The organism is Paenibacillus sp. sgz302114 (genome assembly GCF_056120345.1).
Window position 1 is genome coordinate 13,628 of sequence record NZ_JBVYOI010000004.1, and the last position, 15,828, is coordinate 29,455.

Here is a 15,828-nt window from a genome sequence, read left to right on the forward strand (position 1 = left end):
TCAATGAGAGCAGCTAGAGCCGTTTTGGAATTTTTGAAGGAAAATGGTGTGGAGCATTTGTTTGGCATCCCAGCAGGCTCGGTCAACGCAATATTCGACGAGCTGTACGATATGCCAGAAATCGCGCCAGTCGTAACTAAACATGAAGGAGCCGCTTCTTATATGGCGGCCGCATATGCGAAGTACACAGGCCGGCTCAGTGTGAGCATTGGCTGCAGCGGTCCTGGCGCGACCAATCTGGTCACAGGCGCAGCGAATGCGATGCGTGAGCATTTGCCGGTGTTGTTTCTGACGGGAGCGGTGCCGGTGGGTACGATGGGGCTTAACGCTTCACAGGAGCTTGATGTTAGCCCAGTCTTTCGTCCGGTTACCAAATACAGCGTGCTGGTCACAGAAGCGAAAGATGTGCTTCGCGAAGTGGCCAGAGCGTGCCAAATCGCGATCTCCGGTGTACCTGGACCTGTACATGTCGCCCTTCCGATTGACGTTCAACATGCAGATATTGGCCACCCCATTATCCCGCCATTATTACCGAGAAAACCAATCGTTCCGGCCCTCGCTGTCATTGAGAAAGCTGCGAAGGCACTGCGAGAGAAGAAGCGCGGCTGTATCTTCGTTGGGCAAGGCGTCAAAGCCTCAGTCGATTCCTTGCTAGAGCTGGCAGAACTGCTAGACTGGCCTATCGTGACAACGCCTCAGGCGAAAGGCTATATACCGGAGAGCCATCCGCAATATGTCGGCGTGTTCGGCTTTGCTGGACATGAGGCTGCATCGAGGTTAATCGCTGAGGACAGCGGAGGCGCTCTGCTTATCGTAGGCTCCAGCCTTGGCGAGACAGCGACGAATAACTACAATGCGAATTTAACGAAAGGTCGTTACACGATTCAGCTGGATTTTGACCAAACGGTGTTCAATCGCAAATATAGCATCGACCTGCCGGTGCTAGGAGATATCAATATAAGTCTGCTCATGCTAATTGAGGAATTAAGAACGCTCGGAATTCCGGAGAGAAGCGTTCCCGCGGATGGGGATTATAAAGGCAGCGTAGAAACACGTCATGTCCTGACCGAAGAGTACACGACAAGGAATGTGCTGCTGCAGCTTCAGCAATGCTTGCCTGCGGATACGCGGTACACGGTGGATATCGGGGAGTTTATGTCCTACGTCATTCATCATATGAAGGTACTTGATAAGGATACATATAATATTAACGTTCATTTCGGAGCGATGGGAACCGGTATCGCCTCCGCAATTGGCTCCAAGCTGGCAGAGCCGGAGCGACCTGTCGTCTGCGTCACTGGTGACGGCTGCTTCTTCATGCACGGCATGGACATCCTGACGGCGAAAGAGTTTGGCTTGCCTATCCTATTCGTTATCATTAACAATGCGCGTCTTGGCATGGTCTATCACGGTCATTCGCTTCAGTTCAAGCGAACGCATCATGCCTTCGAGCAGGAAGCGGTGGATATTGCGGGGATGGCCGCGGCAATGGGCATTCCGAGCTTACGGGTAACTGGTATGGACGGGCTTCAGCAAACCAGCATCGAACCGTTGCTCGCCCTGAATGGACCAGCAATCTTGGAGGTCGTGTTGAAAGACAATAACACGCCTCCAATGGGCGATCGTGTGAAGTTCTTGTCATCCTTCGGCAAATAACATAACCGCTTGGAATTTATTAGAGGCTTATAGGCTTATACATGAAGTGCGGATGAAGGTGATAAGGGCTCGCATGGTTTGGCCCTTGAAGGCGTCAGATACGGGTTCGCCAGATGGGTCCGCATAGCTGCAGCTAGAGCTGGCTTGATCGTACGTGAATCCTAGCTGGACAAGTGCATCCACTAGCTCATGCGGCATGGAGTTCTGATTAGTCTGCTGCTGAGCGTAATAAGCGGTTGGCGTAATGGTGACATCCACGTCTCCGGCCCCGGTATGTACGATGAACAAATCTCCTTGCTTCTGCAGCATCCAATGTCCTTTCGAGAATAACGAGATTCGCGCGCCGTCCAAACCAGAGAGCGCGTCCAGATTGACCGCGAGCGTCTCGTTCAGCGTTCTGCGGACGTCCGGTCCCGTTACTGATCCTGCTGCTTGCTCAAGATAAGCCTCTAGGACTGATTGCGGGAGAGGCGTTAGCGGTAATGTGCCAAGGTCAATGTTGAAGATTTGGTGGATCATGGCAAGCAGTTCCGTGCTGCTAATGTTCGCGGCGCTTGCTTCAATAAGATTGTCCATCTGTGCGGCTTTCGTCATCATGGTATCTCGCTCGCTCCCGTCATCAATGAGTTTCATTAAGCTCATTAACAATTATAATGGAAAAGCTTGCATAGTTGTGCATCAGATTCGCAATTTCAGCGAAGTATACGAAAGCCCGGACTTTATGGTCCGGGCTTTGCGGTTGTCCTAGAATGGGAAACGATAGGGATCCATTGTATGTCTGGATTCCTCTTACATTGTAACGGTTGCCAGCAGCGTAAATCGGGATATAGGGAGCGATTATTGCCGAATTTGGCCAATTAGCCTCTCTGACAACCATTACAATTCGAGCAGGGTTATTCGTGTGTCAATAAGCACTGTGGCAACCGCTAGCGAACTCGGGTACGACCGTCGCTGCCGACTCGCATACATTCTAAACATACATATTCTACAAATCCGCCGATTGAAGGGCTGGGAAAGCTCTGAGCGTGCAGATTCAGCTCACTCAGATCAGGAAACTCTCCACACGCTTTTCCGTTCCTCATGCGGCGCAAAGCACTATGGAACATATGGTTATTTTCAGATGATTCATCTAAAATAGAGCTAATGAATTTGGAGCCAAGAGAGAAGGGATAGAATGTCCGACCAACAAACGGCGAATGAAACGGGCTGGAACCTTGATAACAGCTATGCACGCTTGCCGGAGTCTTTTTACACACGTATGAAACCATCGCCCGTGCGCTCACCGAAACTGGCCGTTCTGAATGAGCCAGTCGCAGCAATGCTTGGGTTACATGCAGATGCGTTAAGAACGGATGCGGCGCTTGCTGTGTTTGCCGGTAATGAAGTCCCAGAAGGTGCCGCACCGCTGGCACAGGCCTATGCCGGACATCAGTTTGGCTATTTCAATATGCTCGGCGATGGGAGAGCGCTGCTGATAGGCGAACAGATTACGCCGGGAGGCGAAAGGTTCGACATTCAGCTGAAGGGTTCGGGACCGACGCCTTATTCCAGAAGCGGGGATGGGCGCGCGGCGCTTGGTCCGATGCTGCGCGAATATATCATTAGTGAAGCGATGCACGCGCTTGGTATCCCGACGACACGGAGTCTGGCTGTCGTGACGACAGGCCAGTCGATCATCCGCGAGAGCGAGCTGCAAGGCGCGATACTGACTCGTGTCGCCGCCAGCCATCTGCGGGTAGGCACGTTTCAGTACGCAGCAGCGAAGGGGCATGTCGATGAGCTTCGCGAACTGGCGGATTATACAATTGAGCGGCATTACCCTGAGATTTCTAGTGAAGAGAATCGATATCTCGCTCTGCTGCAGGAGGTCATCAAGCGGCAAGCCTCATTGATTGCTAACTGGATGCTGGTCGGCTTTATCCATGGCGTTATGAACACGGATAACATGGCGATTAGCGGGGAGACGATCGATTATGGACCATGTGCTTTTATGGACATATACAGTCTCGATACCGTATTCAGTTCCATCGACAGAGAAGCGCGATATGCCTATGGCAATCAGCCGAAGATCGCGGTATGGAATCTTGCTCGTTTCGCCGAAACGCTGCTGCCCTTGCTCCATTCGGATGAGGAGCAGTCGGTTAAGCTTGCGGAGGAAGCGCTTGGCAAATTTGCAGAGCTGTATCACGGGCACTGGTTAGCGGGTATGCGAGCGAAGCTGGGCCTATTCGGCGAAGAGGCAGAGGACGTGAAGCTCATCGAAGATTTGCTTCGCTTGATGCAGCAGCAAGGCGCGGACTACACGAATACGTTCCGTGCATTAACATTTGGCCGATTGGACGAGATCGCCATGTCGTGCAACGCTGATTTCACAGCGTGGATGGAGCGGTGGCAAGCGAGACTCGGACGGCAAGCGGAGTCGCCGGAAGCGAGTCATCAGCTTATGCGAAGCAGCAATCCTGCCGTTATCCCGCGCAATCATCGGGTAGAAGAGGCGCTCGCAGCAGCGGAGCAGCGTGGCGACTTGAGCGTCATGGAGCAGCTGCTCGCAGCGCTCTCGAACCCGTTCGCGCATTCGCCCGAGCAGGAGGCATATGCGGAGTTGCCTTCGCAGCACGGACGGCCTTATCGGACGTATTGCGGGACGTGAGTTCAAGGTTTGGAAGCGTATGTTGGCGATAGACATTACAAAATGTCTATCGTCATTTTTATTTTTGCGGTACACTGTTTCCTGTAATTGTAAATCCAATTGGGGCAGGTGAAGCTAGCATGACCGCATATGAGAAACCGATTATCCAAACAACAGAGATCGAGCAGATCCTGACTGCGCAGTTAGGGACTAGCCATATCACCGAGCTCATGCCAATGACAGGCGGGAATCTTAGCCGTGTGTTCTCGTTTCGGTTTGATGGGCGCGACGGAGTCATCAAGTTAAGCGATCTGGCAGGCGCTTACGATACCGAGCGTTTCGTATCGGAACTCTTAACGGGTCATGGTGTGCCATTCCCACGTTGCCTTGGACAAGGGCAGGTTAGGGAATTATCCTTTTCCATACTTGAGCGTGTTCCTGGATCAATGTTGATTGATTGCACAGATGAGCAGAAAAAGGCGCAGCTCCCCGAGTTGATCCGGATTTTAGCACAGATGAATGAAGCACAGGTTGATAAGACGTATGGCTACGGCTGGATCAAGCCGGATGGCAACGGGTCTTCTCCGACTTGGATGGCACATATCGAGTCTTTCTACGCGGAGGATCAGACAGGGAACTTCTGGGAAGGATGGTATGACCTCTTCAAGACGACTATTCTGGAAAAGTCAGTGTTTGACGAGTGTTACGCTCGTCTGCTGCATTATGCACCGTATAATGAGCCGCACCGGCATTTTGTTCATGGCGACTTTCAACCTTGGAATATTATGTCCAGCGGAGAACGGATTACAGGGGTTATAGATGGCAACTGTGTGTATGGCGATTATTTGCTCGATCTGGAGACGCTGATCGGCTCATTAGGCGAGCTGGATGTGGTTGCAGCTTATCAGCAGCACGTTCAAGCGAAAGGCATTATAATTCCGAATTTCGAAGAGCGAATGCTAGGCGCGAGATACTTCAAGGGGCTTGACGCGATGCGCTTCTACGCGAAGATGGGCTGGGAAGATGCATATCATCGAGTTTCGAATACATTGATGAATCTCGTTAATAAGTAAGATCTGAGAGGATGTATAGTTAGCATGCCACCTGAGCGTACACTTGCACGCTGTGCATGGGTCAACGAGGACCCGTTGTATATGAACTATCATGATCATGAGTGGGGCGTTCCGGTCCATGACGATCAGAAGCTGTTCGAGCTGCTCGTTCTTGAAGGGGCTCAAGCGGGACTGAGTTGGTATACGGTTCTGCAGAAGCGTGAAGGTTATCGGGAAGCCTTCGACGGGTTCAATCCGGAGCTGGTTGCAGCTTATGACGATGCGAAGGTGGAAGTGCTGATGAGCAATCCTGCTATCATTCGCAATCGGCTTAAAATCCAATCTGCGATTACGAATGCGAAGTGCTTCTTGAAGGTTCAGGCTGCATATGGCAGCTTCGACAAGTACATCTGGCAGTTCATCGGTGGTGAGCCGGTTCAGAATCATTGGCAATCGAAAGGCGACGTTCCCGCTACGACGCCGCAATCAGATGCGATGAGCAAGGACATGAAGAAACGCGGCTTCAAATTCGTCGGCTCGACAATCTGCTATGCATTCATGCAGGCGAGCGGGATGGTCAATGACCACCCGATGGATTGCAATTGGTATGCTGGGAGGGGTTCACTTGTCTAATTTGCAGGCTGTATTCATCGATCGGGACGGCACTATAGGAGGAACGGGACATTTTATCCATCCGCGTGAGTTTGAGTTATTCCCCGGCGTACAGGAGGCTTTGCTCCTGCTGAAGAAGCACCGGATTAAAGTGATCGCCCTCACGAATCAGCACAATATAGCCAAAGGGCTTGCGACAGAGCAGGAATTCATAGAGCAGTTCGAGTCCTATGGATTTGACGCATCGTATATTTGTCCGCATGAGCCGGAAGAGGGCTGCGGCTGCCATAAACCACGTCCTGGTCTGCTGCAGCTTGCTGCACAGAGGAGCATCAACTCGATCTGACGAGCTGCGCAGTCATTGGCGATGTGGGCTCCACGGACATGCTTGCTGCTGCGGCTGTTGGCGCGCGCAAGGTTCTCGTCAAGACAGGTTGGGGGAAGAAGTCGCTCGATACTTACCGGCACAAGTGGTATGACCAGGCGTCACCTGATTATATCGCAGATGATCTCCTGGACGGGGTGAGATGGCTCATGAAGGATCTCGTCTAAAATAAAAAAAGACAGTAACAAGGACGCCCATCACTCGGGCGTCCTTATTATTTGCCAATAAACGTCGCGCACAGATGCTCCACAATCTCATCTGCCGAATAGCCGCGCACATCGCGTTGGAACAAGTAGGAGTCGCTGCTAAGCGCCGTGAGAAGGAGATCAGCTTTGAACACGCTGTTCGGAGGACTCAGCTGCTGCTTCTGCCGTCCCGTTGCCTCTATCTCGTCGAAGTGTTTAACAAGCAGCCCATGCAGCTCATCGTATAGAGGACTGCGGGTTCGTGACTTCGGCTTGCTAGTCTGTGCTGTATCTTCAACACCGGCGACAAGCTGCGTCTTCGTCTCTCTGAAGCGAATAAATAGGGTGAGAATGCCCTTAAGCCGCGCTTCGGGCAAAGCTTCTCGATTCAGCTCCAAGTAGGCTTCAATATCTTCGAATAAGAGTACGATATTGTCTTTAATCAGATCAAGGCAGAGCTCGCTCTTGTTGCGGTAGCGCCGGTACAGCGTCCCCGGGCCGATCTGTGCTTCCGTTGCAATTTGGTTCATGCTGACTTGCTCGACACCATGCTGCTCGAACAAACGAAGCGCAGCGTCCAAGATGCGCTGCCGATTCTCTGCTGCGTCCCGACGTTCAGTGCGAGGTGGGATTAGGTTGTCGGATTTATTCGATTTGTCGATTTCACTCATTGTATGTTCACGTCCTATGGTATAAGTTCTATGCTCGAACTCGCATTGACAAGCGGAGATGTCTCCACTTAATATAAAGAGGAGAGTTCTCCGCTTAATGCTATCATAAACGAAGAGGAGTGTACACAGATGTCTACACCTACAGGCAATACTGCACTATTAGTCATGGATTTACAGAACGGAATCGTTTCCCGCTTTGCGCAGAACGAGGAACTGCTGCTGCCCTTTCAGAAGGCAGTCGAAGCTGCCCGCAAGCATAGCATACCGGTCTATTTCATTCGAGTCGCTTTCCGTGAAGGCTATCCGGACGTTAGTCCGCGTAACAAAGTCTTTTCGCAGATTGCGAATTTCGGAAGCATGACCATGGATGACCTCGCAACTCAAATTCACGATGTAGTGAAGCCAAATCCAAGCGAGCATGTAATTACGAAGAAACGAGTTAGTGCGTTTGCCGGCAGCGACCTTGAGCTCATTCTGCGCTCGCGCCAGATCGACACGCTCGTCCTAAGCGGAATTGCAACTAGCGGCGTTGTGTTGTCGACCCTTCGTGAAGCGGCAGATAAAGATTTCGTCATCCGAGTGCTCGCTGACGCGTGTCTTGATGCAGATCCAGAGGTGCATCGCGTACTGACGGAGAAAGTATTCCCCCGGCAGGCAGATGTGCTAACTGTTGACTCGTGGATCGACAGCTTGAAAGTGTAGGCTGACCGCTATGCCCATATGGAAAAGAAATCTATTCGTTTGCTGGTTCGGGATGTTCGTTACGAGCATCGGCATGAGCCAGATTGCGCCCGTATTGCCTCTCTATATCAAGCATCTTGGCGTAAACGATACAGATGCGATCTCTCAATACTCAGGCATCGCATTCGGCATCACCTTCATCATATCGGCGATCTTCTCTCCGATATGGGGGCAGGCAGCCGATAAGTATGGTCGGAAGCCGATGCTTCTGCGTGCGAGCCTTGGCATGGCCATTGTTATCTTCAGTATGGGATTCGCCCATTATGTGTATGTATTGATCGGCTTGCGCATGCTGCAAGGGATCATTACAGGCTACGGCACCGCATGTACGACGCTCATTGCAACTCAGACAGATAACGAGCATGCCGGTTGGGCGCTTGGAACGCTCTCAACATCGAGTATCGCAGGCTCGCTGCTCGGACCGACAATCGGCGGCTTTATTGCAGAAAATTTCGGGATGCAGAACGTGTTCTTCATTACTGGTGCTCTCATGATGATCGCATTCCTAACGACATTGTTCTTCGTGCAAGAAAAATTCACCCGCCAACATAAGAAGACGCTTCGCATGAAGGAAGTGTGGGAAGCTGTTCCGTATAAGAGTTTAACAGTCATGATGCTCGTCACGTTCTTCGTGCTGACCATTGCACTTTACTCTGTCGAGCCGGTGTTGACGGTCTATGTGACGAAGCTATCGAGCAGTTCTCATCATGTTGCGCTGCTCTCAGGGGTCATCTTCTCCGCTTCCGGTCTTGCCAATATTATCGCTGCTCCGAGGCTTGGCAAGCTGGCTGACCGTATCGGCACGCACAAGATTATTCTCGCTGCGCTAATTGTCGCTGGCGTGACGTTTATCCCGCAAGCTTTTGTCACGAGTCCATGGCAGCTGATGGTGCTTCGCTTCATTCTCGGCTTGTCGTCAGCGGGACTTATGCCGGCTGTGAATACAATCATTAAGCGTATTACACCTGCGGCTATCACCGGACGCGTATTCGGACTGAGCATGGGCGCGGCATATTTGGGCGTATTCATCGGATCGCTGCTTGGCGGTCAAGTGGCTGCTTGGTTTGGCGTCGAATACGTCTTCCTGGTTACTAGCGCACTGCTTCTCATAAATGCGGTGTGGGTGTATTTTCAAGTGTATAAAAAGGTTCAGTTCATGCAATTGATGAATCGCTCCAATTCGGTCAATCCGGCAAATCCCGTAAATCCCGTAAATCCCGCCAAATAGCTGGCGGGATTTTGTTCATACATTTTTAAGAAATGGTTCACGCATAATTAAGAAGCATCCTGTACGCTTATCGAAGACTTAGAAGCTGTCACTGACGAGGAGAATAGAGCTGCATGTCAATTCGCCTGAAACTATTAGTATCCTACGCGGCCATGCTGTTCATACCGCTTGTATTAATTATCCTTATCACATCGCTGCTGCTCGTCTCGCTCCGAGGGGAGTTATCTACTGTACATGGGGCATATGAGTCGACGGAAAATATGTTCGACCATGAGGTCGTGGAGCATGTCGCGAAGGAGATGAAACGTTCCATTCAGCGTGATCCTGAGCTGATGACAGATGCTAAGTATTTGGATGAATTAACGACAGAGCTGCGGAAGAACGATGCAGGTATGGTTATTCGTATGGATGGCGCCATTGTTTATCACTCGGCTATCATCGGACAAACACCGGAGCTCATGACAAGCTTGCCGACATATAAAGGCCCGAATGCCGTTACACGTGACCATGTGCGTAGACTCGGCAATATGGACTATCAGTTTATTCAGTTTGACTTACTTAGCAGAGACAAGAAGAAGAGCACCGTGTTCATCATTACGGAAATTAATCCGATTGTATATTTTATTCATCAATATTTTGGTGCGATGTTTGTTGGACTGCTTATTATACTGATCGGGACACATGTGATTCTGACGACGTACATGTCGAAGAATATTATTAAACCGCTGCAAGCGCTGCGGAAAGCGGCTCGTGAGATCAAGGAAGGACGGCTTGACTTTCAGCTCGATGTCGCGCGCAAAGATGAAATTGGCCAGCTTGGAACCGCATTCGAAGAGATGCGATCGAGGCTTCAGAAGTCGCTAGAGGTACAGCAGCAGTACGAAGCGAACCGCAAAGAGCTGCTCGCGAGTATCTCCCATGATCTACGTACACCTCTGACAGCCATTCGCGGCTATGTGGACGGCATTATGGAAGGGGTTGCCGATACGCCGGAGAAGAATCACAAATATATGCAGACGATCGCCATGAAAGCCGACCAGCTGGATCATCTCATCAACGAGCTTTTCCTGTACTCGAAGCTGGATTTGAACCGTCAGCCTTTTCAGTTCGAAGAGGTCGCTCTACTGCCGTTTCTGCAAGATTGGTCAGAGGAGCTGCAGTTTGAACTGGAGAAGAAGGGTATCGAGCTGCAAACTGATATTCGGCTGCCCTATGATGTCGTCGTTACGATGGATCGCGACCATTTCCGTCGTGTTCTGAACAATATTATTCAGAACAGCGAGCGGTATATGGATAAAGCGATGCCAGTAATTCGCATAGCCGCTTATCAGCATCCGAATGCTGCAGTGCTAGAACTTACGGATAATGGGACTGGCATTGAACCGGTTGCGCTTCAGCATATTTTTGAGAGGTTCTATCGAGTTGATCAGTCACGCAGCGTCAATACAGGAGGCAGCGGCCTAGGGCTCGCCATTGCCAAACAAATAATGGAAGGGCATGGCGGTGCAATTGCTGCTATAAGCAAGCTGACTGAAGGTACAACGATTCAATTGACGATCCCCGCTAAGCAAGGGAGTACGAGCGTATGAAATCCATTCTAATCATCGAAGATGATGTTACTATCTCGGAGCTGCAGCGGGATTATCTTGAGATCAGCGGGTTTAAAGTCGATATCGCAGCAGACGGCGAGCAGGGTCTGGAGCTTTGCTTGAATGGTTCATTCGACTTAATCATTCTCGATTTGATGCTGCCCAAGATGAACGGCTTCGACGTTTGCAAAAGAATCCGCGAGAAGAAGGACGTTCCGATTCTAATGGTCACCTCAAGGCGCGAGGATATCGACGTAATCAGAGGCCTCGGAATAGGTGCGGACGATTATATTACGAAGCCGTTCAAGCCTGCGGAGCTTGTTGCTAGAGTGAAAGCTCACCTTGCACGGTACGACCGTTTGATCGGCACGAAGGAAGAGAAGAATGACATTCATATTCGCGGTTTATATATTGATCCTGATACCCGCAGTGTGCTGGTCAATGAAATGGAAGCCGTGCTGACGACCAAAGAATTCGATCTGCTCTATTTTCTAGCTAGCCATCCGAACCGCGTGTTCACAAAGGAGCATCTGTTCGAACGAATTTGGGGCGTTGATGCAATGGGAGATCTACAAACCGTCACTGTTCACATCCGCAAAATCCGTGAGAAAATCGAGGCGGACTCGGGTAATCCGACCTACGTTGAGACGGTCTGGGGCACAGGGTATCGGTTTAAAGGTTAAAATGACCTGATTATCAATTACTAGTCAGTGAACAATTTAGAAGGAGGCGGCATGACATGAGTAATCAGGGAACTGTGCTCATTCTGACCGGAGATTACGGAGCAGGCCATCTGAGAGCGGCTGAAGCGTTGAAAGACTCGCTGCGGGAGCAACATTCACACTTATCCGTGCAGATCGTAGACGTCATGTCCGTCACGCATCCGATCTTTAGCCCAGTCAGTAAATATATGTATTTGCGCAGCATTCATCATTTTCCGCGGACTTACGGTTTTCTCTTCCGAAGAACGAGGCAGCAAGGCGCAATTTCGAATACGTTCAAGACCATTCAGAAGCTTGGACTTCACAGATTGCATTCACTCATCGACCGAATGAACCCGACAGCAATTGTGTCTACGTTTCCGCTCGCGGCAGGCGCGGTCTCTATATTGAAGGGGGCCGGGCTCGTGGATGTTCCTTGCACCACGGTCATTACGGATTACACGGATCACAGCTACTGGCTGTATCCGCATACCGATCTCTATCTCGTCGGAAGCAGTTCTGTTGCTGAACGTCTGCGACAAGCGGGCATCTCCAGCAGCCGAATCGAGGTCACAGGAATTCCCGTCAAATCCGCCTTCTACAGCTTGCTGTCGAGACAAGCCGCACGGGAGCTGTTCAGCCTACCGTCCAATATGCCAACTATTATGATTATGGGCGGTGGGGAAGGGCTGGTCGCTCGCGGAATCGGCGAAACGCTTCTCCGCACACATCGGTTGCTTAGCGGCGGTGTCCAGTTCATCGTCGTCTGCGGTCGTAATGCGAAACTTCAATTAGAGCTTGCCCAGCTGGTCCATTCGAATCGCATCTCGGCACTCATTACGGGCTACACGGAGCATATTCCTGAGTTTATGGCTGCATCCGATTTGCTCATCACGAAGCCGGGAGGCCTAACTTCCTCCGAAGCGCTAGCTGCTGGTCTTCCGATGGTGCTCGTTCAGCCGCTCCCAGGACAGGAGGAGGATAATGCCGCTTATCTTACCGCTTGCGGAGCGGCTTTGCGTGCCGATGAGCCGCAAGATGTACCGATGCTTCTGTTGGGATTGCTGAGCAGTCCGGATAGGCTGCGATTAATGATGAGACGAGCGCATCAAGCGAGCATTCCGAACTCAGCGGATGTCGCGGTTGCAACCATCATGCGGCAAGTTGCGAATGAGCTAATCATTTCTTGAATTTATGCAGCACACGATAGAAGCCTAACAACGCAGCGTCAAGAACCGAATACAGTATATACAGCTTTATCGGTGCGGTACGAGCGTAAGAAGCGTGAGGCAAACAATCGGTTGAAGATGGGGGAACATCATGACGCGTTATGTGGGGAGCAAATGGAAGAAGACCGCTGCACTCATGCGGGAGCGAGAGTTATCAGAATACGTGCCCGAAACCGCCCAGTTGTCCAAATCATCGCTTCATTCGTTATTGAGAAAATATGAGATGGTCTATGTGAAGCCGGTCGTTGGCATGCATGGGAATGGCGTCATGCGTGTGGAGCGCACAACGGCGGGCTACCAGTTTCAATTGCAGGAGCGTGTCCGCAGCTTCACGCATTTCGATGACATGTACCGTTCCATTCAAGCGCATACCGGCAAGAAACGATATCTTGTCCAGAAAGGGATAAGGCTGCTCAAGCATAATGGCCGAAGATTTGACATTCGCGTCATGGCCCAGTTTTCGCCTAAGCGGCAATGGGAGACGACGGGCATTATCGGAAGGGTTGCCGCCAAGAACAAAATCGTAACCAACTTCCATGGCGGTGGTAAGCCTGTCGCAGCAAGCCGATTGCTCGCGGAGCATACGAACTATGTTTATCCTAAATTGCATTCCTTGTCCAAGCTTGGAGTAAAAGCAGGCCAAGCGATGCAGCAAGCATTCCCAGGCGTGTATGAGATTGGGCTCGACGTAGCGCTTGATCAATCACTGCGTCCATGGATATTGGAAGTGAACACGAGCCCAGACCCGTATTTGTTTAAGAAGCTTCCAGATAAAACGATCTTCAAACGCATTATGCGCTATGCCAAAATGTATCCGAAAAAGAGAGCCTGATTCCGACCAGGCTAATAGAGAGTCCGAGGAGAGGTCTATGAGACTACTTCTCGGGCTCTTTCTTATGGACATAACTTCCAAATTAGTTATTGTTGATAGATACAACATGTGCTAGAATCGCATTTAGGTAAAAATGCCCACAATTACAACATTTTTAAATACGATTAGGGGAGGAAAGGTTTACGTGGGGGGATTTGATTCTAAATAAATATTTCAAACTATCGATATGTAACATAATTGGGAGGAACTATGAACAAGCGAATTATTCTATTCATGCTCACATTTGCACTCATGCTCACAATGCTGCCGGTTTCTGTTGCGCAAGCTGCGACGAAGGCCGAGCTGCAGAAGAACGTCGCACTTATTATATCTGCATTCGCGAAACAAAGCGGATATACAGCAGCTGACGTGAATTCAATAATTACTGATCTGAACGATGATAACAGCCGGGAAGTAATCGTCTGGATCAAGCATCCGATGGATTCCGATAATGATTTCTCTCTTGGTGTTTACAGTCTTGGAACGACGAAGAAGCTGCAGTACAAGGAGCTCTATTCCAGTGATTATATCTACGACTCGTATGTCACTGTAAAAACGATCAGAAACCCGCGTTACAAAACAAGCATCGCAGTTATTTCCTCATCCAATAATTACATTGGTGCGGACGTATATACGACCAAATATGGAGTGCTTAAGGAAGTTAGTTCCGTGTACATGACCGCACCGATGACTAACGGCGTCTATATGAAGGACATTAACGGCGACGGCTACGAAGAGTTTGTCGGCCTGAACAACGAGTACGATCTTGGCAATGAGCGGCTGAGCAACGCGGAATATCCGGTAGGAAAAGTCATTTATAAGTGGAATGTGAATAAATTAACATATGTTCCTTCGCAATATGGCAGTGACGGCAAGCTGGACAGCACGCGTAAGCCGGTTGGATCCATAACGTCTGCGCAAGCACTTGCTCTGCTGAAGAAAGCTTATACGATGCAGATTGGAATGACAGGCTACTATGAGTTCGACACTGTACGCGCGAAGATGAAGCCTTCCTTCAGCAATAATATCGTTTCTGGATTTATCCGCAACGGATTGAAGTATGACTATGGCTTCGGGTATAAGCCGATTTACCAGACGAACGAAGATAATGTCTGGTTGCTGCCTAAATTCACGAACGCGCCAGTACAATTCAATATTTCGACAGACAAGAACCGTATTAAGATTGTGCAGAAGCAGAAGAAGGAATATAGCGGCGGCAGTTATGACCGAAATGCGACAGCAGTGCTTGTAAAAACAAAATACGGGTGGAAAATTGATGATTACGGCTACAATTTCTAATCATCAACTACTTGTCCAGTCATATATTGATTAATATTCAAAATATGAATGGGAGGTTGTTTGCTTCTGAAACCGTACCGTGCAAAGTCAGTCGTGCTCACGATTCTGCTCGCGTTCATTGGGGCATTCCTTGTCCCAGCTAACACGAACGCAGCAGGGAGTACGAACGAGCTAATCATTGTCAACAAAGAAACGAATAAGCTAGCGTTCTATATGAATGGCGAGCTCATTAAAACGTTCTCGGTTGGAACAGGAAGGTCGCCTGATCTGACACCGGAAGGTTCGTTCAAGATTGTGAACAAGATCAAGAACAGACCGTATTACAAGGACCATATCCCAGGCGGCGATCCAACGAACCCGCTCGGCGACCGATGGCTGGGGCTGCAGGTTGGCACAACGTATGGTACGACTTATGCCATACACGGGAATAACAATAGCAAGTCGATCGGCAAGTACGTCAGCGCAGGCTGCATTCGCATGCTGAATGACGAAATTCATTGGCTGTATCCGCAGATTGTGATCGGCACGAAGGTCATTATTACGACATCGAAGCTGGATTTTGCCAAGATTGCGGAGCAGAATGATTATCCGGTCACACACTATTTTGCTGGATCGCTGTTTATGGATGGCAAGTCGGTGAAGCTCGATCATGAGCTATTGATGATGGATTCCCGCGTGTTTATTCCCATGCGAGAAGTGTTTGAGCTTCTCGGCGCACAAGTAGGCTGGGATGAGCAGACGAAGACAGTTACTGCGGTCATAGGCTCTCGGACCATCACGCACAAGGCTTTAACCGGGACAGTGAGCGTTGGAGGCTCTACGGTAGCGATTACAAATTCGCGAATTGTCGATAACTCGCTGCTGCTGCCATTACGAGATATTACGGAGCTAATCGGCCATCAAGTCGATTGGGATGGAGCGAAGAAACAAATTCGTATTACTTCATAGTGCACTAATATACGTACTGGGCTGCCTTGTTG

At 50.1% G+C, this 15,828-nt stretch carries 16 protein-coding genes; 14 read left to right on the plus strand and 2 right to left on the minus strand.

What is annotated here, in order from left to right; genetic code table 11:
• The first annotated feature begins 3 nt into the window (after nt 1-3).
• On the plus strand, nt 4-1,656 hold the full coding sequence (locus AC0LWF_RS12060; RefSeq protein ID WP_474651781.1) for a thiamine pyrophosphate-binding protein: 1,653 nt from the start codon (nt 4-6) through the stop codon (nt 1,654-1,656).
• A gap of 27 nt (nt 1,657-1,683) precedes the next feature.
• On the opposite strand, the gene AC0LWF_RS12065 is transcribed toward AC0LWF_RS12060, so the two are convergent.
• A complete protein-coding gene (locus AC0LWF_RS12065) occupies nt 1,684-2,253 on the minus strand; it encodes a hypothetical protein (RefSeq protein WP_474651782.1) in 570 nt (189 codons plus the stop codon).
• A 577-nt stretch (nt 2,254-2,830) separates the two neighbouring features.
• On the opposite strand from AC0LWF_RS12065, the gene AC0LWF_RS12070 reads away from it, so the two are divergent.
• The 5 genes from AC0LWF_RS12070 (at nt 2,831) to AC0LWF_RS12090 (ending at nt 6,501) form a co-directional block, all read left to right on the plus strand.
• A complete protein-coding gene (locus AC0LWF_RS12070) occupies nt 2,831-4,306 on the plus strand; it encodes a protein adenylyltransferase SelO (RefSeq protein WP_474651783.1) in 1,476 nt (491 codons plus the stop codon).
• 119 nt (nt 4,307-4,425) lie between these two features.
• Nucleotides 4,426-5,358, plus strand: a complete 933-nt coding sequence (locus AC0LWF_RS12075) for a phosphotransferase family protein (RefSeq protein WP_474651784.1) — start codon at nt 4,426-4,428, stop codon at nt 5,356-5,358.
• 24 nt (nt 5,359-5,382) lie between these two features.
• Nucleotides 5,383-5,970 (plus strand): DNA-3-methyladenine glycosylase I, encoded by a 588-nt coding sequence (locus AC0LWF_RS12080; RefSeq protein WP_474651785.1) that lies wholly within the window; start codon nt 5,383-5,385, stop codon nt 5,968-5,970.
• On the plus strand, nt 5,963-6,295 hold the full coding sequence (locus AC0LWF_RS12085) for an HAD-IIIA family hydrolase (RefSeq protein ID WP_474651786.1): 333 nt from the start codon (nt 5,963-5,965) through the stop codon (nt 6,293-6,295). Before AC0LWF_RS12080 ends, AC0LWF_RS12085 begins: the two co-directional genes overlap by 8 nt.
• 23 nt (nt 6,296-6,318) lie before the next feature.
• Nucleotides 6,319-6,501, plus strand: coding sequence for an HAD hydrolase-like protein (locus AC0LWF_RS12090; protein ID WP_474651787.1), 183 nt, complete (start codon nt 6,319-6,321; stop codon nt 6,499-6,501).
• Nucleotides 6,502-6,548: 47 nt separating this feature from the next.
• Here the strand turns inward: AC0LWF_RS12090 and AC0LWF_RS12095 are convergent, their stop codons facing one another.
• Nucleotides 6,549-7,190: a TetR/AcrR family transcriptional regulator gene (locus AC0LWF_RS12095; protein ID WP_474651788.1), complete on the minus strand. Its 642-nt coding sequence runs from the start codon at nt 7,188-7,190 to the stop codon at nt 6,549-6,551.
• Between the two features lie 129 nt (nt 7,191-7,319).
• Between AC0LWF_RS12095 and AC0LWF_RS12100 the strand changes: the two genes are divergently transcribed.
• The 8 genes from AC0LWF_RS12100 to AC0LWF_RS12135 all read left to right on the plus strand — a co-directional run bounded on the left by AC0LWF_RS12100 (nt 7,320) and on the right by AC0LWF_RS12135 (nt 15,796).
• Nucleotides 7,320-7,892, plus strand: a complete 573-nt coding sequence (locus AC0LWF_RS12100; RefSeq protein ID WP_474651789.1) for a cysteine hydrolase family protein — start codon at nt 7,320-7,322, stop codon at nt 7,890-7,892.
• A 10-nt stretch (nt 7,893-7,902) separates the two neighbouring features.
• Nucleotides 7,903-9,159 (plus strand): multidrug efflux MFS transporter, encoded by a 1,257-nt coding sequence (locus tag AC0LWF_RS12105; RefSeq protein ID WP_474651790.1) that lies wholly within the window; start codon nt 7,903-7,905, stop codon nt 9,157-9,159.
• A 113-nt stretch (nt 9,160-9,272) separates the two neighbouring features.
• Nucleotides 9,273-10,748 carry a sensor histidine kinase gene (locus AC0LWF_RS12110; RefSeq protein ID WP_474651791.1) on the plus strand — a complete coding sequence of 492 codons (1,476 nt, stop codon included), beginning with the start codon at nt 9,273-9,275 and terminating at the stop codon, nt 10,746-10,748.
• The gene (locus tag AC0LWF_RS12115; RefSeq protein WP_474651792.1) at nt 10,745-11,431 is read left to right on the plus strand and encodes a response regulator transcription factor; all 687 of its coding nucleotides are present in this window, start codon (nt 10,745-10,747) and stop codon (nt 11,429-11,431) included. The genes AC0LWF_RS12110 and AC0LWF_RS12115 overlap by 4 nt, the downstream gene beginning before the upstream one ends.
• Nucleotides 11,432-11,487: 56 nt before the next feature.
• The gene (locus AC0LWF_RS12120) at nt 11,488-12,639 is read left to right on the plus strand and encodes an MGDG synthase family glycosyltransferase (RefSeq protein WP_474651793.1); all 1,152 of its coding nucleotides are present in this window, start codon (nt 11,488-11,490) and stop codon (nt 12,637-12,639) included.
• Nucleotides 12,640-12,769: 130 nt separating this feature from the next.
• The gene (locus tag AC0LWF_RS12125; RefSeq protein WP_474651794.1) at nt 12,770-13,510 is read left to right on the plus strand and encodes a YheC/YheD family protein; all 741 of its coding nucleotides are present in this window, start codon (nt 12,770-12,772) and stop codon (nt 13,508-13,510) included.
• Between the two features lie 249 nt (nt 13,511-13,759).
• On the plus strand, nt 13,760-14,848 hold the full coding sequence (locus AC0LWF_RS12130) for a hypothetical protein (RefSeq protein WP_474651795.1): 1,089 nt from the start codon (nt 13,760-13,762) through the stop codon (nt 14,846-14,848).
• 60 nt (nt 14,849-14,908) lie between these two features.
• Nucleotides 14,909-15,796, plus strand: coding sequence for a L,D-transpeptidase family protein (locus AC0LWF_RS12135; RefSeq protein WP_474651796.1), 888 nt, complete (start codon nt 14,909-14,911; stop codon nt 15,794-15,796).
• Nucleotides 15,797-15,828: the final 32 nt, after the last annotated feature.

Excerpts from the sequence above, each read along its gene's own strand:
- AC0LWF_RS12095 (WP_474651788.1), bottom strand. The coding sequence starts at position 7,190 with ATGAGTGAAATCGACAAATCGAATAAATCCGACAACCTAATCCCACCT.
- AC0LWF_RS12130 (WP_474651795.1), top strand. The coding sequence starts at position 13,760 with ATGAACAAGCGAATTATTCTATTCATGCTCACATTTGCACTCATGCTC.
- AC0LWF_RS12065 (WP_474651782.1), bottom strand. The coding sequence starts at position 2,253 with ATGATGACGAAAGCCGCACAGATGGACAATCTTATTGAAGCAAGCGCC.
- AC0LWF_RS12110 (WP_474651791.1), top strand. The coding sequence starts at position 9,273 with ATGTCAATTCGCCTGAAACTATTAGTATCCTACGCGGCCATGCTGTTC.
- AC0LWF_RS12075 (WP_474651784.1), top strand. The coding sequence starts at position 4,426 with ATGACCGCATATGAGAAACCGATTATCCAAACAACAGAGATCGAGCAG.
- AC0LWF_RS12120 (WP_474651793.1), top strand. The coding sequence starts at position 11,488 with ATGAGTAATCAGGGAACTGTGCTCATTCTGACCGGAGATTACGGAGCA.
- AC0LWF_RS12125 (WP_474651794.1), top strand. The coding sequence starts at position 12,770 with ATGACGCGTTATGTGGGGAGCAAATGGAAGAAGACCGCTGCACTCATG.
- AC0LWF_RS12100 (WP_474651789.1), top strand. The coding sequence starts at position 7,320 with ATGTCTACACCTACAGGCAATACTGCACTATTAGTCATGGATTTACAG.
- AC0LWF_RS12060 (WP_474651781.1), top strand. The coding sequence starts at position 4 with ATGAGAGCAGCTAGAGCCGTTTTGGAATTTTTGAAGGAAAATGGTGTG.
- AC0LWF_RS12105 (WP_474651790.1), top strand. The coding sequence starts at position 7,903 with ATGCCCATATGGAAAAGAAATCTATTCGTTTGCTGGTTCGGGATGTTC.
- AC0LWF_RS12070 (WP_474651783.1), top strand. The coding sequence starts at position 2,831 with ATGTCCGACCAACAAACGGCGAATGAAACGGGCTGGAACCTTGATAAC.
- AC0LWF_RS12080 (WP_474651785.1), top strand. The coding sequence starts at position 5,383 with ATGCCACCTGAGCGTACACTTGCACGCTGTGCATGGGTCAACGAGGAC.
- AC0LWF_RS12115 (WP_474651792.1), top strand. The coding sequence starts at position 10,745 with ATGAAATCCATTCTAATCATCGAAGATGATGTTACTATCTCGGAGCTG.